Annotated in this window: 23 protein-coding genes; 14 read left to right on the forward strand and 9 right to left on the reverse strand. The window is 65.7% G+C overall.

The genetic code is table 11. From position 1 onward, the window contains the following. Nucleotides 1-224: 224 nt before the first annotated feature. Nucleotides 225-1,193, reverse strand: a complete 969-nt coding sequence (hslO, locus tag Q9246_RS06875; RefSeq protein ID WP_306396462.1) for an Hsp33 family molecular chaperone HslO — start codon at nt 1,191-1,193, stop codon at nt 225-227. A 3-nt stretch (nt 1,194-1,196) separates the two neighbouring features. Then, nucleotides 1,197-1,721 (reverse strand): gamma carbonic anhydrase family protein, encoded by a 525-nt coding sequence (locus tag Q9246_RS06880; protein ID WP_306396464.1) that lies wholly within the window; start codon nt 1,719-1,721, stop codon nt 1,197-1,199. A gap of 163 nt (nt 1,722-1,884) precedes the next feature. Between Q9246_RS06880 and Q9246_RS06885 the strand changes: the two genes are divergently transcribed. The 3 genes from Q9246_RS06885 to Q9246_RS06895 all read left to right on the forward strand — a co-directional run bounded on the left by Q9246_RS06885 (nt 1,885) and on the right by Q9246_RS06895 (nt 4,131). Beyond that, nucleotides 1,885-2,766, forward strand: coding sequence for an alpha/beta fold hydrolase (locus tag Q9246_RS06885; protein WP_306396465.1), 882 nt, complete (start codon nt 1,885-1,887; stop codon nt 2,764-2,766). A 125-nt stretch (nt 2,767-2,891) separates the two neighbouring features. Further along, nucleotides 2,892-3,584 carry a hypothetical protein gene (locus tag Q9246_RS06890; protein WP_306396466.1) on the forward strand — a complete coding sequence of 231 codons (693 nt, stop codon included), beginning with the start codon at nt 2,892-2,894 and terminating at the stop codon, nt 3,582-3,584. A gap of 7 nt (nt 3,585-3,591) precedes the next feature. After that, nucleotides 3,592-4,131, forward strand: a complete 540-nt coding sequence (locus Q9246_RS06895; protein ID WP_306396467.1) for a FlgO family outer membrane protein — start codon at nt 3,592-3,594, stop codon at nt 4,129-4,131. Here Q9246_RS06895 and Q9246_RS06900 read toward each other — a convergent pair. Further along, a complete protein-coding gene (locus Q9246_RS06900; RefSeq protein WP_306396469.1) occupies nt 4,034-4,393 on the reverse strand; it encodes a hypothetical protein in 360 nt (119 codons plus the stop codon). The genes Q9246_RS06895 and Q9246_RS06900 overlap by 98 nt on opposite strands. Further along, nucleotides 4,377-5,438, reverse strand: coding sequence for an NAD(P)H-dependent flavin oxidoreductase (locus Q9246_RS06905; protein ID WP_306396471.1), 1,062 nt, complete (start codon nt 5,436-5,438; stop codon nt 4,377-4,379). Before Q9246_RS06905 ends, Q9246_RS06900 begins: the two co-directional genes overlap by 17 nt. Nucleotides 5,439-5,517: 79 nt before the next feature. Between Q9246_RS06905 and Q9246_RS06910 the strand changes: the two genes are divergently transcribed. From Q9246_RS06910 to bamC, 10 genes are all read left to right on the forward strand, one after another. Then, nucleotides 5,518-6,381: a LysR substrate-binding domain-containing protein gene (locus Q9246_RS06910; protein ID WP_306396473.1), complete on the forward strand. Its 864-nt coding sequence runs from the start codon at nt 5,518-5,520 to the stop codon at nt 6,379-6,381. Nucleotides 6,382-6,444: 63 nt separating this feature from the next. Continuing rightward, on the forward strand, nt 6,445-7,278 hold the full coding sequence (locus Q9246_RS06915; protein WP_306396475.1) for a 3',5'-nucleoside bisphosphate phosphatase: 834 nt from the start codon (nt 6,445-6,447) through the stop codon (nt 7,276-7,278). Between the two features lie 127 nt (nt 7,279-7,405). Then, nucleotides 7,406-7,825: a CopG family transcriptional regulator gene (locus Q9246_RS06920; protein ID WP_306396478.1), complete on the forward strand. Its 420-nt coding sequence runs from the start codon at nt 7,406-7,408 to the stop codon at nt 7,823-7,825. A gap of 11 nt (nt 7,826-7,836) precedes the next feature. Continuing rightward, nucleotides 7,837-8,922 carry an extracellular catalytic domain type 1 short-chain-length polyhydroxyalkanoate depolymerase gene (locus tag Q9246_RS06925; protein WP_306396480.1) on the forward strand — a complete coding sequence of 362 codons (1,086 nt, stop codon included), beginning with the start codon at nt 7,837-7,839 and terminating at the stop codon, nt 8,920-8,922. A gap of 99 nt (nt 8,923-9,021) precedes the next feature. Beyond that, entirely contained in the window at nt 9,022-9,897 is an 876-nt protein-coding gene (htpX, locus tag Q9246_RS06930) for a protease HtpX (RefSeq protein WP_306396482.1), read from the forward strand. A gap of 25 nt (nt 9,898-9,922) precedes the next feature. Beyond that, nucleotides 9,923-10,546 carry an L-threonylcarbamoyladenylate synthase gene (locus tag Q9246_RS06935; RefSeq protein ID WP_306396483.1) on the forward strand — a complete coding sequence of 208 codons (624 nt, stop codon included), beginning with the start codon at nt 9,923-9,925 and terminating at the stop codon, nt 10,544-10,546. A 70-nt stretch (nt 10,547-10,616) separates the two neighbouring features. Beyond that, nucleotides 10,617-11,270, forward strand: coding sequence for a site-2 protease family protein (locus Q9246_RS06940; protein WP_306396484.1), 654 nt, complete (start codon nt 10,617-10,619; stop codon nt 11,268-11,270). A 4-nt stretch (nt 11,271-11,274) separates the two neighbouring features. Then, nucleotides 11,275-11,871: a class I SAM-dependent methyltransferase gene (locus tag Q9246_RS06945; RefSeq protein WP_306396485.1), complete on the forward strand. Its 597-nt coding sequence runs from the start codon at nt 11,275-11,277 to the stop codon at nt 11,869-11,871. Nucleotides 11,872-11,925: 54 nt separating this feature from the next. Next, on the forward strand, nt 11,926-12,804 hold the full coding sequence (gene dapA / locus Q9246_RS06950) for a 4-hydroxy-tetrahydrodipicolinate synthase (RefSeq protein ID WP_306396486.1): 879 nt from the start codon (nt 11,926-11,928) through the stop codon (nt 12,802-12,804). Nucleotides 12,805-12,850: 46 nt separating this feature from the next. Further along, nucleotides 12,851-14,023 carry an outer membrane protein assembly factor BamC gene (gene bamC, locus Q9246_RS06955; protein ID WP_306396488.1) on the forward strand — a complete coding sequence of 391 codons (1,173 nt, stop codon included), beginning with the start codon at nt 12,851-12,853 and terminating at the stop codon, nt 14,021-14,023. A gap of 237 nt (nt 14,024-14,260) precedes the next feature. Here bamC and Q9246_RS06960 read toward each other — a convergent pair whose 3' ends face one another. The 3 genes from Q9246_RS06960 to Q9246_RS06970 form a co-directional block, all read right to left on the reverse strand. Continuing rightward, entirely contained in the window at nt 14,261-14,536 is a 276-nt protein-coding gene (locus Q9246_RS06960) for a hypothetical protein (RefSeq protein ID WP_306396490.1), read from the reverse strand. Nucleotides 14,537-14,804: 268 nt separating this feature from the next. Next, complete coding sequence (locus Q9246_RS06965) at nt 14,805-15,284, reverse strand: DUF7931 domain-containing protein (RefSeq protein WP_306396491.1); 480 nt, start codon at nt 15,282-15,284, stop codon at nt 14,805-14,807. Between the two features lie 15 nt (nt 15,285-15,299). After that, nucleotides 15,300-16,421: a ribosomal protein uL16 3-hydroxylase gene (locus Q9246_RS06970; protein ID WP_306396492.1), complete on the reverse strand. Its 1,122-nt coding sequence runs from the start codon at nt 16,419-16,421 to the stop codon at nt 15,300-15,302. Between the two features lie 77 nt (nt 16,422-16,498). Here Q9246_RS06970 and Q9246_RS06975 point away from each other — a divergent pair, with 77 nt between their 5' ends. Beyond that, nucleotides 16,499-17,032 carry an FKBP-type peptidyl-prolyl cis-trans isomerase gene (locus Q9246_RS06975; protein WP_306396494.1) on the forward strand — a complete coding sequence of 178 codons (534 nt, stop codon included), beginning with the start codon at nt 16,499-16,501 and terminating at the stop codon, nt 17,030-17,032. A 50-nt stretch (nt 17,033-17,082) separates the two neighbouring features. On the opposite strand, the gene Q9246_RS06980 is transcribed toward Q9246_RS06975, so the two are convergent. Next, nucleotides 17,083-18,060, reverse strand: a complete 978-nt coding sequence (locus Q9246_RS06980; protein ID WP_306396495.1) for a hypothetical protein — start codon at nt 18,058-18,060, stop codon at nt 17,083-17,085. Continuing rightward, the gene (gene mutS, locus Q9246_RS06985; protein ID WP_306396496.1) at nt 18,060-20,726 is read right to left on the reverse strand and encodes a DNA mismatch repair protein MutS; all 2,667 of its coding nucleotides are present in this window, start codon (nt 20,724-20,726) and stop codon (nt 18,060-18,062) included. The genes Q9246_RS06980 and mutS overlap by 1 nt, the downstream gene beginning before the upstream one ends. Between the last annotated feature and the right edge of the window lie 34 nt (nt 20,727-20,760).

Raw genomic sequence — 20,760 nt, forward strand, 5'->3', positions numbered from 1 at the left:
CCTCCGTAAGTTCAGTAAAACCAAGATGGTGATGCTGTCTGAAAATGCAACAGTGTCATAACAGCATCAGCTTATCATCCCGGACGAAACTCTGTAGTCCGCTAACCCGATTGGCAGAGGATGCCGACCAGGCGCAATGCACCGGCCGCAAAAAGAAAAGAGGGCGCCCAGGCGCCCTCATCGGATACGGCAGCGCCGGCACATGGCCGGCGCAAACCATCAGCTCAATGCGTACTACCGCTCGGCGGCATCATCGTCTGCACCGGGCTGTCGCTGGCGAACAGCTGCGCGCAGTCGACCTTGTCGAAGGCATAGTGCTTGCCGCAGAAATCGCAGTTGATGCCCAGTTCGCCCAGCTCGGCCAGCGCCGATTCGACTTCTTCCTGGCCCAGCATCTTGAGCATATTGCCGACCTTTTCGCGGTTGCAGCTGCAATGGAATTGCGGGTGCAGCGGGTCGAACACGCGGATGGTCTCTTCCCAGAACAGGCGGTGCAGCAGGGTCGAGATGTCGGTCGCCAGCAGCTCTTCGCGCTTGACGGTCTGGCCCAGCATGGCGGCGCGGTTCCAGGTCTCCAGGTCTTCGGCCTCGGTGGCCTGCTTGGTCTGGTCTTCCTTGCCGCTGTGGCGCGGCAGCTTTTGCAGCAGCAGGCCGCGCGCGACCCGGTCGTCGGCCGCCAGCCACAGGCGCGTGTCCATCTGCTCCGAGCGCAGCATGTAGTTCTCGATCACGGTCGCGATCTGGTCGCCGTCGAGCGGCACCACGCCCTGGTAGGGCTGCTGGCCCGGGACCTTGTCGGCCGGGTCGAGCGTGATCACGAAACGGCCCTTGCCGTTGACGTTGAACATGTCGGTCAGGCTGGCGTCGTCGGCGATCTCGACGTCCGGCGCCAGCTTGGCGGTGGCGCGCATCTTCAGGTCGGCATCGCATTCGACCACCAGCAGGCGCACCGGGCCGTCGCCGTGGATCTGCATCACGAGCGCGCCGTTGAACTTGAGGTTGGCCGACAGCAGGGCGCCGGCCGCCACCATCTCGCCCAGCACCGCGCGCACCGCTTTCGGGTAGGCGTGGCGGGCCTGGATTTCGCGCCAGGTGTCCGAGATCTCGACCAGCTCGCCGCGCACGGCCGCATTGTCGAAGATGAATTTTTGCAGGGTGTCCCTGCTGGTGGTGCCAGTATCCGTAGTCGTCATTCTTTATCCGATTTTCTTGAGCTGCGTCTTGAACAGCTGGCCGCGCGCCACATAGCTCGCGGCGCTGGCCTCGAGGCGCAGCAGGTCTTCTTGTGTCAGTGTCCGCACCACCTTCGCGGGCGAACCCAGGATCAGCGAGTGGTCGGGAAATTCCTTGCCTTCCGTGACCAGGGCGCCGGCGCCGACCAGGCAGCCCTTGCCGATTCGCGCGCCGTTGAGCACCACGGCCTGGATGCCGATCAGCGAGCCGTCACCCACCGTGCAGCCGTGCAGCATGGCCTGGTGGCCGATCGTCACGTTGCTGCCGATGTCGAGCGGGTAACCCATATCGGTGTGCATCACGGTGCCTTCCTGAACATTGCTGTTCGCGCCGATCGTGATGCGCTCGTTGTCGCCGCGCAGCGTGGCGCCGAACCATACCGAGGCATTCGCCTCGAGCGTCACCTTGCCCACCAGGGTGGCCGTGTCGGCGACGAACGCCGACGGGTCGATCTCGGGCGCATGCTCGCCCAACTGGTAAATCGCCATGGATGTGCTCGCAAAGGGTGGAAATGGCGCTATTTTACCGTTCCCGACGCCCGGCCATGCCGCCCTGGTATCTTCCGAAGACGGGCAGATGGGGCCGCGGCGGGCGAATTCAACCGCCCGCCTATATAATCTTTCGAACGACTGTACTTATTTCAGGGGCAGCATGACACCTTCACGTTCCGAATTCCTCACACTGCGCGGCCTGCGCATGCACGTGCGCCACTGGGGCTCGCCCGACGCGCCCAAGCTGTTCATGCTGCACGGCTGGATGGACGTGTCGGCTTCGTTCCAGTTCATCGTCGATTGCCTGCAGGGCGACTGGCACGTGATCGCGCCCGACTGGCGCGGCTTCGGCCAGAGCGCGCGTTCGGGCGCCGACACGTACTGGTTCCCCGACTACGTGGCCGATCTCGACGCGCTGCTCGACCACCATGCGCCGGGAGAGGCGATCAACCTGCTCGGCCACAGCATGGGCGGCAATATCGCCGGCATCTATGCCGGCGTGCGGCCGCAGCGCATCGCGAAACTGGTCAACCTGGAAGGCTTTGGCCTGCCGACCACGCATGCGAAGCAGTATCCGGGCCGCGTCGCCACATGGCTGGACGAGTTGCGCGAGCCGCCCGTCATGCGCGGCTATGCCAGCCTGGACGAGGTGGCGGCGCGCCTGCGCAAGACCAATCCGCGCCTGGCGCCCGAGCGCGCGGCCTTCCTGGCGGCGCATTGGGCCGAGCAGGACCGCGACGGCCAGTGGCAGATCCTGGGCGATCCGGCGCACAAGATGAGCTCGCCGCTGCTGTACCACGTCGACGAGATCATGGCCTGCTGGAGCGCCATCACGGCGCCGGTGTTGTGGGTCGAGGCGGCGGAGACCGATATGTGGCGCTGGATGGGGGCGAGGGACCAGGCACGCGCCGAAGTCGACCGCCGCATGACGTACCTGAAGAACGTGACGCCGCGCATGGTGCCGGAGGCCGGCCACATGCTGCACCATGACCAGCCGGAACTGCTGGCGGCAATGGTCGAGGAATTCCTCGCCGCAGGCTAAAGGATTGTCGTTGTATCCACACCGCATCCACGTCAGATAAATTGCCGGTAGGCAACTCGTGTGCTACAGTCGGTTCCCAAGCGTGCGCCCAGTCCGGCCGCACCATAGACCGAACAGGAATGACGATGGGTATTCGAGCCGCCGGCGCGCTCGCCGCCGGCCTGCTGCTCGCAGGTTGTGGCACTCCGTATAGCCCGGTCCCCGTGGCCACCAACTTCCCCAGCACCCAGCAGCCGAAGGTGCAGGCCGCGGCCCACTGGGCCGTGATCGCGCGCCATATGGCCACCGAGATGGGGCCGACCCTGCGCACGGCGCCCAGCCGCTCGCTGTACGTGGAGCCGCTGCAATCGTCGGTCTTCGGCAAGGGCGTCAAGTCGCACCTGGTCACGGCCCTGGTCAACGACGGTTTCGTCGTCGTCAAGAATCCCGTGCCCGGCGCGCTTAAGATCGAGCTCGACACCCAGGTGGTCGCGTTCTCGGCCGACCGTCCGCAGTACCGCTACAACGGCTTGCCGACCGCGCTGGCCAGCGGCGCCTGGGTGCTGACCAGCATTCAGCACAGCCCGGAGTGGCTGCTCACGGCCGGCCTGTATGGCTACGACGCCCATCGCTGGTTCACCGCTCAGTTCGCGCCGGGCGCCACGCCGAAGACCGAGATGATCGTCACCGTGTCGGTGGCGGACGAGCAGCGCTACTACGCGCGCAATACCTCGGTGTACTACACCAGCGACGAGGACTTGGCGCTGTACGACGCCGCCCTGGCCGCCAGACTGGCGCCGGCGCCGGCATCGAAAACCTTCGCCGTCAAGGACCATTGAACCCACCATGCGCGCATTGAAACTCCCCGCCTGTGTCCTGGGCCTGGCGGTGCTGCTGGGCGGCTGCGCCCTCGAACCCGTCAATTACACCTCGGTGGCCGCGAACGATTTCGTCGCCGCCAACTACCGCGCCGCCGATGCCCTGCAGGCCCAGTTGCGGGGCAAGCTGCCCGGCGGCCAGCCCGTGATCATGGCGACCCTGGTCAATATCGATGCGCTCGAGCACAGCTCGATGCTGGGCCGCGTGGTGTCGGAACAGATCGCCACCCGGCTGGCCCAGGGCGGCTTGCCGGTGCTGGAAATGAAGCTGCGCAACAGCGTCTACCTGAAGCGCAACCAGGGCGAACTGATGCTCACCCGCGAACTGGGCGAAGTGGCCGGCACGCACAATGCGCAGGCGGTCGTCGTAGGTTCGTATGCCGAGACACGCGACACCATCTTCATCAACGTCAAGGTGATCCAGCCGACGACCAACCTGGTGCTGGCGGGTCATGACTACGTGCTGGCGAAGCAGGGCACGATCCGTTCGATGCTGGCGCCGGACTGAGCAGGGCCAGCCGGCGCACGATTTCCGGCAGCTGATTGCGTATCCAGCGCTGCTCGGCCTCGTCCAGCGGCCCGGGCGCCCGCGCTAGCGCGGCGAGCCGCGCCTCCACGTCGGGCTCGATCCGGACCCCGGCGGCGTCGAGCTCGCGCACGAAGCGTTCTGCCACCGGCTTGACCGGCCCGCCGTGCGCGCGATAGCGCTGCAGCTCGCCCATCAGGACCAGGGCGAGGGCAGGCGGCTCGGCATCAGGTGGAGCTTGCATGCAGTTCGCGCACCAGCGTCTCCACCAGCTCGGCCGCCGGCAGTGCCCGCGCCAGCGGCGCGCCCTGACCTGCCCAGTGCGCCGCATACTCATGGTCGCCGGCTTTCGACGCCGCGGCGTGCAGCTGCTTGGCGGCGTCGTAGGCCACCGGGTAGGCGGCCGGGGTGCCCGAGGCGCCGTGCGCGATCAGGCGGTTGACAATGCCGCGCGCCGGCCGTCCCGAGACTGCCGCGGTAAGCGCCGTGACGGCGGCGCGTTCGCTCTGCAGGTTGGCGCGGTAGGCCTCGTTGGCCGACGATTCCGGGCTCAGGATGAAGGCCGTGCCCAGTTGCGCGCCGGCGGCGCCCAGGTCCAATGCCGCCTTGATGCCGGCGCCGTCCATGATGCCGCCGGCGGCGATCACCGGCAATCCCGTGCGCTTGACCAGCAAACGCACCAGCACCGCCATGCTCAGCCGCTCATCACGCACGTCCGGGTCGAACATGCCGCGGTGGCCGCCGGCCTCGATGCCTTGCGCCACGATCGCATCCAGTCCCGCTTTCTCGATCAGCAGCGCTTCGTGCAGATTGGTCGCCGTCGCCATGGTGTGGATGCCGGCCGCGCGCAGGGCCGCCAGGCGCTCGCCTGACGGCAGGCCGAAGTGGAAGCTGACGATCTCGGGACGCAGGTCGAGCAGCACCCGGAAGCTCTCTTCGTCATCGTTGAACGTGCGATAGATTTCGTCGAGCGAGGAGGGCAGCGCGGCGCCGGTGTCGGCGAACAGTGGCGCCAGATGGGACAGCCAGGCCGCTTCGAGTGCTGCGTCGCGCCGGGCCGGTGCGTGGCAGAACACGTTGACGTTGATCGGCTTGTCCGTCAGCGCCCGCGTTTCTTCGATCATGGCGCGCGCCTGCGCAGCCGTGCTCGCGCCGATGCCCAGCGAACCGAGTGCGCCGGCATTCGACACCGCCGCCGCCAGCCGGGGCGTGCCGACACCCGCCATCGGCGCCTGCACGATCGGATACTCCAGCCCCAGCTGGGACAGGAATGGGTGATAAGGTTGCATGGCTCCTCCTTTCGCGTTTGACTAACGTTCTCAATATGAGAATGAAGTGATGGTATCATTCTGTTTTGAGAAAAGATATATGGAAACTGAATCTTTACGGATTTTTTGTGCGGCGGCCGCGGAACTGAGCGTCACCCAGGCCGCCGCGCGGTTGGGGCGAGCGCCGTCGAACGTGACCACCCGCATCCAGCAGCTCGAAGCCGACCTCGGCGCCGACCTGTTCGTCCGCGTCGGTAAACGTATCGCACTGTCGAGCGCAGGAGAACAGTTCCTGTCCTATGCCGAAAGGCTGCTGGCGCTGGAGGACGAGGCGCGCCAGGTCGTCTCCGGCGGCGCGCAGGGCGGCGTCCTGCGCATCGGCAGCATGGAGAGCACGGCGGCCAGCCGGCTGCCAGGCGTGCTGGCCGCCTACCACCTCGATCACCCCCTCACGCGGCTGGTGCTCAGCACCGGTCCGTCTCGCCAGACCATCGAACAGGTCAGGACCGGCGCCCTCGATTGCGCATTCGCCGCCTTGCCCGGTGACGATGGCGCCGAGCTGGCTGCGATGGGATTGCAATCGATGCCGGTCTGGGTCGAGGAGCTGCTGTTGCTGCTGCCGCCCGGCGAGCCGGCGACCACTGATGCGCGTTTGGTAGAGGCGCGTTCGCTGGCCGCCTTCCCGCAGGGGTGCAGCTACCGTCGCCTGGCGGAGGAAGCGCTCGGCATCGCTGCAACCCCGGCCTGGCGCGTGCAAGAGATGAATTCGTATCACGCGATGGTCGCCTGCGTGGCTGCCGGCGCCTGCGTGACGGTGCTGCCCGCCAGCGTGCTGGCGCTGGCCGCTGCGCCGAGCGCGTTGACGACCCTGTCCCTGGGCCGGGTCGATACGTGTTTGGTATGGCGCGAAGGCTTCGCGACGCCGGCTTTCCTCGACCTCGTGGCGCAGTTAAGAGCAGCGTGAGGCCCCGGTAAGGAGCGTGCAAATCCGCGTACAATGTCCGTTCACGCCAACGCCATTCGCCCCATGCTGAAAGTCGACCTGCACTGCCATTCCACCGTCTCCGACGGCGTACTCGCCCCTTCCGACGTGGCTGCCTATGCGCGCAAGGGCGGGGTCGACGTGTGGGCGCTCACCGATCACGATGAGGTCAGCGGCATCAAGGCTGCGCGCAAGGCTGCGGGCGAACTCGGCATGCGCTTCGTGGCTGGCGTGGAGATCTCGGTCACCTGGGCCAACGAGACGGTACACGTGGTCGGCCTGCAGGTCGACGAAGACCATCCGGCGCTGGTGACCGGCCTGGCCGCCACCCGCAATGGCCGCGAACAACGGGCGCGCGAGATGGCGGCCCAGCTGGAGCAGGCCGGCATTCCCGATGCCTACGAAGGCGCGCTGCGCTACGTCGCCAATCCCGACCTGATGTCGCGCACCCACTTCGCACGCTACCTGTGCGAGATCGGCGTGTGCGCTTCCACGCCCGAAGTGTTCCGCCGCTTCCTGACCGAGGGCCGGCCCGGCTATGTGCCGCACCGCTGGGCCACGCTGGCGGAGGCGATGGGGTGGATCGTCAGCGCGGGCGGCATTCCCGTCATCGCGCATCCGGGCCGCTACCGCTTCAGCGAGACGGCCGAGGGCATCCTGTTCGACGAGTTCCGCCAGCTGGGCGGCAAGACCATCGAGGTCGTCACCGGCAGCCATACGCCTGACCAGTACCAGGTCTATGCCGAGAAAGCGCGGCGCTACGGCTTCATGGCCTCACGCGGGACCGACTTCCATGCGCCGGGCGAGGCGCGGGTGGAGTTTGCCGAACTGCCGCCGCTGCCGTCGAACCTGACGCCGGTGTGGCATGACTGGTTTTAACTGGCCAAGAATCACGACCAACCCGCTGCGGCGGGTTTTTTGTTGTCTGCAGCAAAAATACGACAACACCGGCACGCATGTATGAATCGGTTTATACTCCAGTCAGAGTATATAGGGAGTATAAGTCATGAAGTTGAGCACCCAGCAACAGAAATTGCCCGATAGCGACAAAGTGACGGTCAACGTTGGCCTGGTCGACCTTGCCCAGCTCGACCTGCTGGTCGAAGAGGGTTTTTATTCGAACCGCACCGACTTCGTACGCACCGCGATCCGCAACCAGTTGCAGGTGCATGCGGACGCCATCCGCCAGACAGTAACCCGCAAGCGCTATGTGATGGGCATGCACCGCTATGGACGGCGCGAACTGGAGCAGGTCGCCGCAAGCGGTGAGCAGCTCGAGATCCACGTGCTCGGCCTGGCCGTGATCGAGGACGACGTACCGGCCAGCCTGGCGCAGGAAACGATCGCCTCGATCCAGGTGCTGGGCGCCTTCATCGCCTCGCCGGCCGTGCGCGAAGCGCTGGCCGGGCGCCTCCAATCCCCATGAGAAAGCACACCATGAAACCATTCGAACAATTCATCGGCCAGATGATGGAATCGGCGCGCCGCGTACAGGCGCGCGACCCGAAGGCCGCCACCGACGTCATCCAGCAGGCGCTGGCCCAGGCCGGCCTGCTGGCGCCGCAGCAAAAGACCGGTGCGCCGCCGCCTGCGCCGGAATTCGTCGACCTCAACCCCCCGCCGGCCTGGAGCAAGCCCCGGCCGCGGCCTCGTCCGGCGCCCGGGGCGGATAGCGGCCTGCCTGGCCGCTTCATCGCCGGCAGCCACGCCTGCGAGGCGGGCAGCCGCCGCTATAAACTGTACGTTCCGGCGCACCTGCCGGCCGGGCGCAGGCCGTTGATCGTCATGCTGCACGGCTGCACCCAGGATCCCGACGATTTTGCGACGGGCACCGGCATGAACGCGCTGGCCGAAGAAACCGGCTGCCTGGTGCTGTACCCCGAGCAGGATGGCCGCGCCAACCGTTCGCATTGCTGGAACTGGTTCGAGCCCGGCCACCAGGCGCGCGGTGCGGGCGAGCCGGGCATCCTCGCCGGCATGACGCGCCAGGTGATGAAGGACCATGACGCCGAGCCGTCGCAGGTGTTCGTGGCCGGGATGTCGGCCGGCGGCGCGATGGCTGCGGTGCTGGGCGCCGAATATCCCGAACTGTTCGCCGCGATCGGCGTGCATTCCGGCCTGCCGGCAGGGAGCGCGCGCGACATGATCTCGGGCCTGCAAGCCATGAAGAAGCCGGGTCGCGCGCGCAGCCTGCGCGAAGCGGTGCCGATCATCGTCTTCCATGGCGACGCCGACCATGTGGTCAATGCGGCCAATGGCGAGGCGGTCCTGAAGCAGTTCGTCGGCGCCCATGCCGGCCTGCGCGCGACGCCGCTGCATGCGAGTGAGGACGGGGCCAGCGCGGGCGGCCGCCGCAGCACGCGCCGCACCTGGCGCGACGAGGAAGGGCAAGTGATGGCCGAGCACTGGACCGTGCACGGCGCCGGCCACGCCTGGGCGGGCGGCAATCCGGCCGGTTCGCATACCGACGCACTCGGTCCAGACGCTTCGCGCGAGATGCTGCGCTTCTTCCTGAACCGGTAGCGCCAGGAACGCAAGGCCCCGCTCACGGCTGGGTCTTGAATTTTTCCCGGTCCAGCCCAATCTTGGCATCCTGTCATCAACTCACTGGAGATGTCTGCCATGAAGCGTGTTGTCCTGTTCCTTGCCACCAACCTTGCCGTCGTGCTGGTGCTGACACTGGTCATGAACCTGTTCGGCCTGGGGCGCGCCGTGTCGGCGCAGGGGATCGACGTCACGTCGCTGGCGGTCATGTCGGTCGTCATCGGTTTCACGGGCGCCTTCATCTCGCTGTTGATGAGTAAGCCAATGGCCAAGTGGTCGACCGGCGCGCGCGTCATCGAGCAGCCGGCCAATGCAACCGAGCAGTGGCTGGTGCAGACCGTGCGCCGCCTGTCCGAGCGCGCCGGTATCGGCATGCCCGAAGTTGCTGTGTACGACGGCGAACCGAACGCCTTCGCCACCGGTGCCTTCAAGAATTCGGCGCTGGTCGCCGTCTCGACCGGCCTGCTGCAAAGCATGAATCAGGATGAGGTCGAAGCCGTCCTCGGCCACGAAGTGGCGCACATCGCCAACGGCGACATGGTCACCCTGACCCTGATCCAGGGCGTGGTGAATACCTTCGTCGTGTTCCTGGCGCGCGTGGTCGGCTTCTTCGTCGACAAGGTCCTGTTCCGCAAGGAGGGCGAGGGCCCCGGCATCGGCTATTACGCGAGCGTGTTCGTGCTCGAGATCGTGTTCGGCCTGCTGGCATCGATCATCGTCGCCTGGTTCTCGCGCCAGCGCGAATTCCGCGCCGACGCCGGCGCCGCGAAACTGATGGGCACTCCGGTGCCGATGCAGCACGCGCTCGCCCGCCTGGGCGGTTTCGCGCCGGGCGCGCTGCCACAGTCGATGGCCGCGTCGGGCATTTCCGGTAGCGGCGGCGGCTGGGGCGCGCTGTTCTCGACCCACCCGCCGATGGAACAACGGATCGCTGCGCTCCAGCAATTGCGATAATAGCCACAAGAATGAGAGAGTCCCGATGGGCCAATATTTCCAGATCCACCCTGACAACCCCCAGGCCCGCCTGATCAAGCAGGCGGCGCAGATCGTCAGCAGCGGCGGCATCGTCGCGCTGCCGACCGATTCCGCCTATGCGCTGGTGTGCCGCCTGGACGACAAGTCCGCGGTCGACCGGCTGCGCCGCATCCGCGGCGTCGACGACAAGCACCACCTGACCCTGATGGTGCGCGACCTGTCCGAGGTGGCGCAGTATGCGCGCGTCGACAATGCGCAATACCGCCTGCTCAAGGCCACCATGCCGGGCCCGTACACGGTGATCCTGGAAGCGACGCGCGAACTGCCGCGCCGCCTGTCGCACCCGTCGCGCAAGACCATCGGCCTGCGCGTGCCCGAAAACAAGATTACGCTGGCGCTGCTCGAAGAACTGGGCGAGCCCCTGATCGGCACCACCCTGCAACTGCCGGGCGACGACCATATGCTGTCCGACCCCGACGAAGTGCGCGAGCGCCTGGAAAAGCAGATCGAGCTGATCGTCGACGGCGGCGCCGGCATGCTGGAGGCGACCACGGTGATCGACTTGACCGGCCCCGAACCGGAGCTGGTGCGCGAGGGCAGGGGCGACCCCGCTGCATTCGGCCTGTAATACCGGTGCACGAAGCGGCTTAAGAATTCCACAGGACAAGTGCGTAGCGGCCTCTGATAGAATCCCCCTTATGGATGAAACGATACGCAACATCGCCGTCTACGCGCTGCCCGTCCTTTTTGCGATTACCCTGCACGAAGCCGCCCACGCCTACGCTGCCAAATATTTCGGTGACAACACCGCCTATTCCCAGGGCCGCATGAGCCTGAACCCGCTGGTGCACGTCGACATCTGGGGCACCATCGTGATTCCGATCATGATGTACCTGTTCACGCCCTTCGTGTTCGGCTACGCCAAGCCGGTGCCGGTCGAGTTCGGCCGCCTGCGCAATCCGAAGCGCGACATGGCCTGGGTGGCGCTGGCCGGCCCGATCGCCAACCTGATCATGGCGGCATTGTGGCTGCTGTTCGCGGCGCTGCTGGTGTTCTTCGGCGTCAGCGAGGCCTTCCCGCGCAAGATGGCCGAGGCCGGCATCGTCACGAACCTGTTGATCATGGCCTTCAACCTGTTGCCGATCCCGCCGCTCGACGGCGGCCGGGTGATGACCAGCATGCTCCCCAATACCCTGGCCTGGAAGTTCGCGCGCATCGAGCCGTACGGCTTCTTCATCGTGCTGGGCCTGGTGTTCCTGCAACTGGTCGGCTACTGGGTGGTGCCGGTCATGCAGCTGGGCCGCTGGATCGTGGACCTGATGGTCTTGCCGTTCACCTTCATCCTGTTCTGAGGCGATGATGTACGACCGGCCGCCTGTCGACCTGCAACACCTGCCGCCATCGCCCTGGGTGGCGCGCTTCGCGCCGCTGGCGCCAGGCGGCGAGGCGCTGGACCTGGCCTGCGGCAACGGCCGCCACACGCACCTGCTGGCGGCGCGCGGCCTGCACGTGCTGGCGCTGGACCGCAAGCCCGAGGCGCTGGCTGCCAGCGCTGGCGAGAACGTGACCACGATGGAATACGACCTGGAGGCCGAGGGCGCGCCCTGGCCATTCGCGGCCGGGCGTTTCGCCGCGATCGTGGTCACCAACTACCTGCACCGGCCCCTGTTTGCCGCGCTGGCGGCGAGCCTGCGCCCGGACGGGATCCTGATCTATGAAACCTTCGCGCAGGGGAACCAGGTGTACGGAAAACCGTCCAATCCTGCCTTCCTGCTGGCGCCCGGCGAGCTGCTGGGGCTGGCGCGCGATGGTGGCCTGCAGGTGCTGGCCTATGAAGACGGCCATGTGGAACGGCCGCATCCGGCCCAGGTGCAGCGCCTGTGCGCGGCCGGCCCCGCATTTGTCAAAACCGAGGCGCAGCTCGACCATATTGTGGTCAGGAATGAACCATAGGGGCGGGCTATCCGCTACAATCAGATTTTTTATTGAATGGCACGGCCAAAGATTATGATTAAGGGCAGTATCGTTGCAATCGTCACCCCGATGTTCGAAGACGGCAGTCTTGACCGCGATTCCCTGCGCAAGCTGCTCGACTGGCACATCGCGGAAGGCACGGACGGGATCGTTATCGTTGGCACGACGGGCGAATCCGCCACCGTGTCACCAGAGGAACATTGCGAACTCGTCAAGCTGGCCGTCGACCACATCGCCGGCCGCATCCCGGTCATCGCCGGTACCGGCGGCAACTCGACCGCCGAAGCGATCGCGCTGACCCGTCACGCGAAGGAAGTCGGCGCCGACGCCTCGTTGCAGGTCGTTCCCTATTACAACCGTCCGACGCAAGAAGGCATGTACCGCCACTTCCGCACCATCGCGGAAGCCGTCGACCTGCCGATCATCCTGTACAACGTGCCCGGCCGCACCGTGGCCGACATGGCCAACGAGACCGTCGCGCGCCTGGCGCCTATCGACAATATCGTGGGCATCAAGGACGCCACCGGCAATATCGGACGCGGCATCGAACTGCTCAAGATGGTCGACAAATCGTTCGCCGTCTATTCGGGCGACGATCCGACCGCGATGGCCCTGATGTTCTGCGGCGGCGCCGGCAATATCTCGGTGACGGCCAACGTCGCCCCGCGCGCCATGCGCGAGCTGTGCGCGGCCGCGATGGCCGGCGACATCGCCCGTGCGGTCGAGATCAACAACCGCGTGCTGGGCCTGCACGGCAAGCTGTTCGTCGAACCGAACCCGGTGCCGGTGAAATGGGCGCTGGCCGAGATGGGCAAGATGCCGGCCGGACTGCGCCTGCCGCTCGCGCCGCTGTCCGCTTCCTTCCACGAAACCGTGCGCACCGCCCTGGTGGAAGCCGGCGTTCATTCCTAATCCCGGGCCCGCAAGGGTTCGGGTTCCTGACCTGATATCGAACGACATGACTAATAGCAAGAATTCGGGCTTCAATTCTTCGGCTCCCGCCGCCGTGCGCGTGCTGACACTGACCGCGATCGCGTTCAGCCTGGCGGCCTGCACCACTATCTTCGAAGGCGACAAGGTCGACTACAAGGGGGCCAAGAAAGCGGCGCCGCTGGACGTGCCGCCCGACCTGACCAAGCTGCAGCGCGACAACCGCTATGCGATCCCCGACGGCCGTGGCGTCGCCACCGCTTCCGGCCAGGCGGCCGCGGCGGCCGGCGGCGGCGGCTTCGTGCCCGGCATGGCCGCGAGCAACCAGCAGATCGGCCCGATCTCGACCGACGCCATCAGCGTGCAGCGCAATGGCGACCAGCGCTGGCTGGTGGTCAAGCAGACCCCTGAACAACTGTGGCCGCAACTGCGCCAGTTCTGGGAAGAGCAGGGCTTCGCCATCGAGACCGAGTCGGTCACTACCGGCACCATGGAAACCGCGTGGGTCGAAGACCGTTCGAAGATCCCGCAAGACTTCCTGCGCAATGCCATCGGCCGCGTGTTCGACCGCCTCTATTCGACCGGCGAACGCGACAAGTTCCGCACCCGCCTCGAGCGCCTGCCGGACGGCTCGACCGAAATCTGGGTCAGCCACCGCGGCGCCGAGGAAGTGCTGACCGGCTCGCAGAACGACTCCACCACCTGGACCACCCGCGCCAACGATCCTGGCCTGGAAGCGCAGTACCTGAGCCGCATCGTGGCAATGCTGACCGGCACCAAGGAAGTGGCGGGGGCCGAAGCGACTGTCGCCAACGCGCCGCTGGCGCCGCAGCACGCCAAGCTGGTGGGCGACACTGTGGAAGTCGACGAAGGCTTCGACCGCGCCTGGCGCCGCGTCGGCCTGGCGCTGGACCGCGTCGGCTTCACCGTCGAAGACCGCGACCGCGTGCAGGGCGTTTATTTCGTGCGCTATGTCGATCCGGACCTGGCCGAGAACAAGGATGGCTTCTTCAAGCGCCTGTTCTCGTGGGGCGGCAAGTCGGAAGACGAGCTCAAGGAAGCCCAGCGCTACCGCGTGCTGGTCAAGACCGAGCAGGGCGCCAACGTCAGCAAAGTCACGGTGCAGAACAACGAAGGCCAGGCGGATACCTCGCCGACCGCGACCAAGATCCTGAATCTGCTGCATACCGAGCTGAAGTAATCTTCGAGCTGGCCAGCCAGCTACCACCGTCGTCCCCGCGCAGGCGGGGACCCAAGTTTTCACGCAAACCACATAGGCAGATTTATGTGGTTGTGCAAGCAACTTGGGTCCCCGCCTGCGCGGGGACGACGTTTTTGCGCTAGCGGCACATATTCAACCAACGAACTGGTCGCCGATAAAAGCGATGGACGTAAAAAAACCGGCCCGCAGGCCGGTTTTTCTTACCGAAGTAACGAATTACTTGGTGGTAGCAGCAGCGTCAGCAGCTTGCTCAGCCGAACCTTGAGCAGCAGCAGCTGCGTCGGTTGCGGTAGCAGCAGCGGCAGCAGCGTCAGCGGCAGCAGCGTCAGCAGCAACTGGTGCGGTTGCGTCAGCAGCTGGGGTTGCGGTGACGTCAGCTGGTGCGGCAGCAGCTGGGGTTTCGGTCACTGGAGCGACTGGTGCTTCTTCTTTCTTTGCGCAAGCAGCCAGGGTCACAGCGAACAGGGAGGCGATCAGCAGGGATTTTTTCATGATTTTTCCTTAGTATGTACAAGAGTCGAACACTTGTTGCGAATAATAATTACCGGTAATTATTTCTCGGTGGAATTCTCGTGCCTTACAAATAGCGTTAACGCCATAGACGCAACGGAACCTTCCTGATTGATATTATAGACAATTTTACAGTTTCGCAATAGCGAACACATGCTCTAGCGAAAGAAATTTGCGCCCGAATAAGCTTCATATTGTTACAAGATGCAACGCGGCCAAGAAACACGGGTTTATGTAACTTTTTGGCGCTTTATAAACCTGTTTTGGATATTTGCAAGGTGGTGCGTGACTCTTGCCAGATCGCCTCGAAACGGAGTCGCGCCAGTTCGCAGGCCGGCGGCTGGTCGAATGCGGCTTCGCCGCGCGGGTGGTCACTATGGAAGCGGCGCACGATATGTCGGTCGTCGGCGATGCAAAAGGAATCGGTGAGCTGGCGCAGGCCGCGCGGCGTTTGCCGGCACTCGCACAGGTGGCCGTAGTCGCGCAGCAGGCGGAGGAAGCGCGGCGCATGGCGCTCGATGTGCACCGTGTCGTGCAGCGCCAGGCGCAGCCGGCCGCCGCGGACCAGGAAGGCCCGCAGCGCCGTATCGGCCTCGAGGGTTCCGAGGGGAAAGATCGAGAAATCCGGATCGAAGGTATCCAGGGTGCCACTGGCCGCTTCCACGCAGGCGAGGAACTGCGTAGCGCACGCCAGCCGGGTGTCGAAGGGAAACGTGCGTGGCTCGTTCATCGGCACCCCTTGTCGTCAACCCAGCTCGACCCAGCCGTCCTGGTACCAGGTGTACAGGGCTTCGAGCACGTCGTCGGTGGCCTGGTCGAGCGCCTCGCCATCGATGCGGCGCGCATTGGCCAGCAGGTCCAGCACGGCCTTGTCGGCGCGGCCGACGGCGAACGATTCGCCATTGATGAACACGTGCTTGCCGCGGTACAGCATCAGGGTCTTGCTGGACAGCTTGATGCCGCGCTTGGCCGCGGTCTCCATGAAGCGGCCGACCGTCAGCGGCTTGGCCGGACCGGTGAAGAACACATTGTGTTTCGGTTCGGACATGTATTCGCCCAGGAAGACGGTCACGTCTTCGGCATCCCAGCGCACCTTGTTCAATTCGTCGGCGACGGTGTCGAGCATTTCGCGCGGAATCTCGGCCGGGTTCTTGGCCGGCTTCAATTCTGGATCGCCATAGCGGCCTGGCAAATCGATCGAGTCGGCCATGAATTGCAGGAAGGCCTCGCCCAGTTCCTGGAACGAAGGCGAGCGGAAGCCGATCGAATACGTCATGCATTCGCCTTCGGCAATGCCGTCGTGGGCATAGTGCGGCGGCAGGTACAGCATATCGCCCGGCTCGAGCACGAATTCTTCTTCCGGCTTGAAATTGGCCAGGATCTTGAGCGGCAAGCCCTCGACCAGGGTCAGGTCTTGCTGCGCGCCGATTTTCCAGCGGCGCTTGCCGTGGGCCTGCAGCAAAAAGACATCGTAGGAATCGTAGTGCGGGCCGACGCCGGCGCCATCGGTGGCAAAGCTGATCATCAGGTCGTCGAGCCGGGCATCCGGCACGAAACGGAACTGGCGCAGCAGTTCGTCGGCGCGCTCGTCGTAGAGGTTCACGCCCTGGACCAGCATCGTCCAGTTGGCTTCGGTGCGTGCCGGAAGCTCGGCCAGGGGACCATGCTGCATGTCCCAGTTGCCGTCGCGCTGGGTCACCAGGCGCGACTCGACGTGGTTCAGGCGGGCCAGTTCCGCCAGCTTGTCGAACTTGAGCAAAGGCTTGAATCCGGGAATGGCGCCACGGATCAGGAGCGGTTTCTTGTGCCAGTAATCGCGCAGAAACTCGGCGGGAGTGATATTCCCCAGAAGCGGTAATTTTTTCATGCGCCATTATAACCAGCCGTACAAGTCGCGGAACCCATCAAGGGTATAATCCGAGCCTTACAACGAAAGGATGTGCGATGAAGATTGCCAAAGACACGGTCGTGACGGTTAACTACAAACTGTCGGATGCCCAGAACAACCTGATCGAAGAAGGCGTGCAGCCGATGGTCTACCTGCACGGCGGCTACGAAAACACCCTGCCGAAGATCGAAGAAGAACTCGACGGCAAGGAAGTCGGCTATGCGTCGACGATCCAGGTCGAACCGGACGATGCGTTTGGCGACTACGAGCCAGAACTCGTCAAGGTCGAAGACCGCGCACGCCTGCCGGAACCGATCGAAGTCGGCATGCAGTTCGAAGGCGTGGCCGAAGGCGGCGACGACGAGCCGGTGATTTTCACCGTCACCGAGATCGCCGAAGATAAAGTGGTCCTGGACGGCAACCATCCGCTGGCCGGCATGGCACTGCGTTTCGAGCTGTCGGTGATCGACGTACGCGCGGCCACCGCCGAGGAAATCCAGCATGGCCACGTGCACGGCGCGGGCGGCCATCACCACGAGATGGACGACAGCGAAGAAGGTGACCACTTCCGTAGCCAGCCGCTGCAGTAATCATCGTATCGTTAGTGGCCCGTGGCGTCAGGCCACCGGCCGCGAACGCCTCATTGCTTCGCGTCCTCGACCGCGAACGTCGCTTCTTTTCCCAGTTTCACATTCACCTCGACCGCCATCGATCCCACCGATAGCTGTCCCAGGTTGCCCTTCCATTCGATCTCCGGCTTGCGTCCATGCGGCTTGCCGCCGTCGACCAGCAACACCTTGCCGTCGAATTTGACTGCCTGACCCTGGATCTGGCGCCGCACCGCCTCGAAGCCATCTTTTTCCACCGGATCGCGCCGCAGCAGGCCGCGCAGCCCCGCCGGTTCGTCCAGGTAGAACGGCCGCACCGCGCCTTCCGAGAACAGCACCAGCGCCTCGGCCTTGTCGCTGCGCGCGATCGCGAACAGGCGGTTCAGCCAGAAGCGGTTGGCGACGGTGCGGTCTTCGTATTCGCTGTTGCGGCCGGCCGCCTCCAGGTAGTGGTTGTTGGCGGCCGGGAGATTGATGGTGGCGTACAGCACCTTGCCGACCTTCCAGTGCGCGTTCTCGGCATAGCTGCGAAAACGCGGGCTGGCCGAGAGCTGGGTCAGGTGGATTTTCTCGCGGCCCAGCGACTCCGGCTCGCCATGGAACAGTTCGCGCAGTCGGTTGAGGCGTTCGATCGCATTGGTGCGGTTGGCCGAGTTGCGGCAGGCAGTCCAGTCGCTGCCGGCCAGCGACACGATGGTCGGCCGCCGGGCGCGTTCCACGATGTCGCGCCGCGCCTGGTACAGGCGGTCGCCGCAGCTTTCCTTTTCTCCCTTGATGCCGTTGATGACCACGAAGGCCAGCGACTTCTCGGACGAATCGGCCAGCGCCTGCTTGAGGCGCGCTTCGCCGTCCTCGTTCGCCTTGCCGTTCGCATGGTCGGCGCCATTGCCGATCACCGCGAACCGGTGCGCGCGATCGTCCTCCTTGTCCTTCGCACCGGCAAGCGGTGCAATGGACAGGAGGGCGGCCATCAGGCCCGCCAGCAGGAGCGAACGGCGCGGCGCGGGCATCAGGCGGCCAGGCGCTTGAGCTCGTAGAGGCGTTCGAGCGCTTCGCGCGGCGTGAGCGCATCCGGATCGATGGCGTCGAGCGCGTCGCGCAGTCCATCGTCCTGCTCCGCCGGGGCGGGGGGCGGCGCCTCGCCGATCTCGTCTTCCCCGACCGGGGCCGCGAACAGGTCGAGCTGCGGCGTGGCGTCCAGCGCCTGCGCCTCGAGGCGCGCGAGGTGCTTGCGCGCGGCCTTGATCACCTGCGGCGGCACGCCGGCCAGCTGCGCCACTTGCAGGCCGTAGCTTTGCGAGGCCGGCCCGTCCTGCACCGCGTGCAGGAACACGATGCTGTCCTTGTGCTCGACCGCCGACAGGTGCACGTTCGATGCGCTCGGGTACGATTCGGGCAGCTGGGTCAGCTCGAAGTAGTGGGTGGCGAACAGCGTGAAGCTGCGGCTGGTGTCGATCAGGTGGCGCGCGATGGCCCAGGCCAGCGCCAGGCCGTCGAAGGTCGAGGTGCCGCGGCCCACTTCGTCCATCAGCACCAGCGAATGCTCGGTGGCGCCATTCAGGATCGCCGCCGATTCGGTCATCTCGACCATGAAGGTCGAGCGGCCGTTGGCCAGGTCGTCGCTGGCGCCGATGCGGGTGAAGATGCGGTCGATCGGGCCGATCGTGGCGCTCGTCGCCGGCACGTAGCTGCCGACATAGGCCAGTAGCGTGATCAGGGCCACCTGGCGCATGAAGGTCGATTTACCGCCCATGTTCGGGCCGGTAATCAGCAACAAGCGCCGGTCGTTGGACAGCTTGCAGTCGTTGGCGATGAAGCGTTCGATCTGGTTTTCCACCACCGGGTGGCGGCCTTCGACGATCGTCAGGCACGGCGCATCGGTGAGCTCCGGGGCGCACCAGTTGTGGCGCAGCGCGTGGCTGGCCAGGGCCACCAGCACGTCGACCTGGGCCAGCGCGCGCGCGATCGTCTGCAGGCATCCGATGTGCGGCGCCAGGTCGCCCAGCAGCTGGTCGTACAGCATCTTCTCGCGCGCCAGCGCGCGGTCCTGCGCCGACAGCGCCTTGTCTTCGAAGGCCTTCAGTTCGGGCGTGATGTAGCGTTCGCAGTTCTTGAGGGTCTGGCGGCGGCGGTAGTCGTCCGGCACCTTGTCGGCCTGGCCGTTGGTGACCTCGATATAGAAGCCGTGCACCTTGTTGTACTCGACCCGCAGGTTGGCGATGCCGGTGCGGGCGCGCTCGCGCGTCTCGAGGTCGACCAGGAACTGGCCGGCGTTCTCGGACAGCGCGCGCAACTCATCCAGCTCGGCGTCGAAGCCGCGCGCGAACACGCCGCCGTCGCGCACCATCGCGGCCGGCTCTTCCATCACGGCGCGCGTCAACAGCTCGACGCATGCGTCCGGCGTGGCCAGGTCGTCGTGGATCTCGCGCAGCAGGCAGGTGTCGCCCGGGACGAAGCAGCGCGCCACCTGTTCGCGCACGACCGGCAAGGCTTTCAGGCCATCCCGCAGGCTGGCCAGGTCGCGCGGCCGCGCGGTGAGCAGGGCCACGCGGGTGGTGATGCGTTCGATGTCCGGCACTTGCGCCAGGGTCGGCGACAGCACGTCGCTGGCCTCGGCCTGCAGCAGCGCCGCGATCGACTGGTGGCGGCTGCGCGCGCTTGATTGGTCGCGGCGCGCATGGTGCAGCCAGTGGCGCAGCAGGCGCGAGCCCATCGCCGTGCGGCAGCCGTCGAGCAGCGAGAACAGGGTGGGCGATTCCTGGCCGCGGATGGTCTCGGTCAGTTCCAGGTTGCGGCGGGTGGCGGCGTCCAGGCCGATGTATTCATTTTCAAGTTCGCAGGCCAGGCCGCGCACGTGCTGCAGGCCGCGGCCTTGCGTCGATTGCGCATAGCGCAGCAGCGCGCCGGCCGCGCCGAAGGCGGCGCCCAGGCCATCGGCGCCGAAGCCGGTGAGGGTGGCCACGCCCAGCTGCTCGAGCAGGGCGCCGTGGCCCTTGATGACGTCGAAATGCCATTCCGGGACGCGCTGGGTGTGCGCATGCGCGCCATCGCCCTCGAACATGTCGGCGCAATCGGCGCGCAGGATCTCGGCCGGCGCGATGCGTTCGAGTTCGTGCGCCAGGCGCTGTTCGACGGCGCGCGCATCGCCCGAGAATTCCATCAGGCGCAGGTTGCCGCTGGCGAGCGACAGCCAGGCCAGGCCGGCGGTAACGGTCTTGCGGCTGGCGATCAGGCACAGCGCCAGCAGCGGGCGTTCGGCTTTCTCGGGCAGCAGGTCGGAATCGGTCAGGGTGCCGGGCGTGACCACGCGCACCACCTTGCGCTCGACCGGGCCTTTCGACAGGGCCGGGTCGCCGATCTGTTCGCAGATCGCGCACGATTCGCCCAGCTTGACCAGCTTGGCCAGGTAGCCGTCCAGCGAGTGGAAGGGCACGCCGGCCATCTTGATCGGATTGCCCTCGGACTTGCCGCGCGCGGTCAGGGTGATGCCGAGCACGCGCGAGGCTTTTTCGGCGTCTTCGAAGAACAGTTCGTAGAAGTCGCCCATGCGGTAGAACACCAGCATGGTGGGGTAGTCGGCCTTGATGCTCATGTATTGCTGCATCATGGGGGTGAGCTTTTCGGTCGCGCTGTTCTTGATGGCGGCGGCGTTGATTTCTTTGGGGGCGGTGGTCATGTCGGTCAAATCGGTACGGCTTGGCGCGTGCGGG

The sequence above is a fragment of the Telluria beijingensis genome (genome assembly GCF_030770395.1).
GTDB classification, from domain to species: domain Bacteria; phylum Pseudomonadota; class Gammaproteobacteria; order Burkholderiales; family Burkholderiaceae_D; genus Telluria; species Telluria beijingensis.

Coding starts and splice junctions, on each gene's coding strand:
- Q9246_RS06945 (WP_306396485.1), top strand. CDS start 11,275: ATGATGTACGACCGGCCGCCTGTCGACCTGCAACACCTGCCGCCATCG.
- Q9246_RS06900 (WP_306396469.1), bottom strand. CDS start 4,393: ATGCAAGCTCCACCTGATGCCGAGCCGCCTGCCCTCGCCCTGGTCCTG.
- Q9246_RS06960 (WP_306396490.1), bottom strand. CDS start 14,536: ATGAAAAAATCCCTGCTGATCGCCTCCCTGTTCGCTGTGACCCTGGCT.
- Q9246_RS06895 (WP_306396467.1), top strand. CDS start 3,592: ATGCGCGCATTGAAACTCCCCGCCTGTGTCCTGGGCCTGGCGGTGCTG.
- Q9246_RS06890 (WP_306396466.1), top strand. CDS start 2,892: ATGGGTATTCGAGCCGCCGGCGCGCTCGCCGCCGGCCTGCTGCTCGCA.
- Q9246_RS06965 (WP_306396491.1), bottom strand. CDS start 15,284: ATGAACGAGCCACGCACGTTTCCCTTCGACACCCGGCTGGCGTGCGCT.
- Q9246_RS06905 (WP_306396471.1), bottom strand. CDS start 5,438: ATGCAACCTTATCACCCATTCCTGTCCCAGCTGGGGCTGGAGTATCCG.
- Q9246_RS06910 (WP_306396473.1), top strand. CDS start 5,518: ATGGAAACTGAATCTTTACGGATTTTTTGTGCGGCGGCCGCGGAACTG.
- bamC (WP_306396488.1), top strand. CDS start 12,851: ATGACTAATAGCAAGAATTCGGGCTTCAATTCTTCGGCTCCCGCCGCC.
- Q9246_RS06885 (WP_306396465.1), top strand. CDS start 1,885: ATGACACCTTCACGTTCCGAATTCCTCACACTGCGCGGCCTGCGCATG.
- Q9246_RS06915 (WP_306396475.1), top strand. CDS start 6,445: ATGCTGAAAGTCGACCTGCACTGCCATTCCACCGTCTCCGACGGCGTA.
- Q9246_RS06920 (WP_306396478.1), top strand. CDS start 7,406: ATGAAGTTGAGCACCCAGCAACAGAAATTGCCCGATAGCGACAAAGTG.
- htpX (WP_306396482.1), top strand. CDS start 9,022: ATGAAGCGTGTTGTCCTGTTCCTTGCCACCAACCTTGCCGTCGTGCTG.
- Q9246_RS06925 (WP_306396480.1), top strand. CDS start 7,837: ATGAAACCATTCGAACAATTCATCGGCCAGATGATGGAATCGGCGCGC.
- Q9246_RS06880 (WP_306396464.1), bottom strand. CDS start 1,721: ATGGCGATTTACCAGTTGGGCGAGCATGCGCCCGAGATCGACCCGTCG.
- Q9246_RS06940 (WP_306396484.1), top strand. CDS start 10,617: ATGGATGAAACGATACGCAACATCGCCGTCTACGCGCTGCCCGTCCTT.
- Q9246_RS06970 (WP_306396492.1), bottom strand. CDS start 16,421: ATGAAAAAATTACCGCTTCTGGGGAATATCACTCCCGCCGAGTTTCTG.
- mutS (WP_306396496.1), bottom strand. CDS start 20,726: ATGACCACCGCCCCCAAAGAAATCAACGCCGCCGCCATCAAGAACAGC.
- hslO (WP_306396462.1), bottom strand. CDS start 1,193: ATGACGACTACGGATACTGGCACCACCAGCAGGGACACCCTGCAAAAA.
- dapA (WP_306396486.1), top strand. CDS start 11,926: ATGATTAAGGGCAGTATCGTTGCAATCGTCACCCCGATGTTCGAAGAC.
- Q9246_RS06975 (WP_306396494.1), top strand. CDS start 16,499: ATGAAGATTGCCAAAGACACGGTCGTGACGGTTAACTACAAACTGTCG.
- Q9246_RS06980 (WP_306396495.1), bottom strand. CDS start 18,060: ATGCCCGCGCCGCGCCGTTCGCTCCTGCTGGCGGGCCTGATGGCCGCC.
- Q9246_RS06935 (WP_306396483.1), top strand. CDS start 9,923: ATGGGCCAATATTTCCAGATCCACCCTGACAACCCCCAGGCCCGCCTG.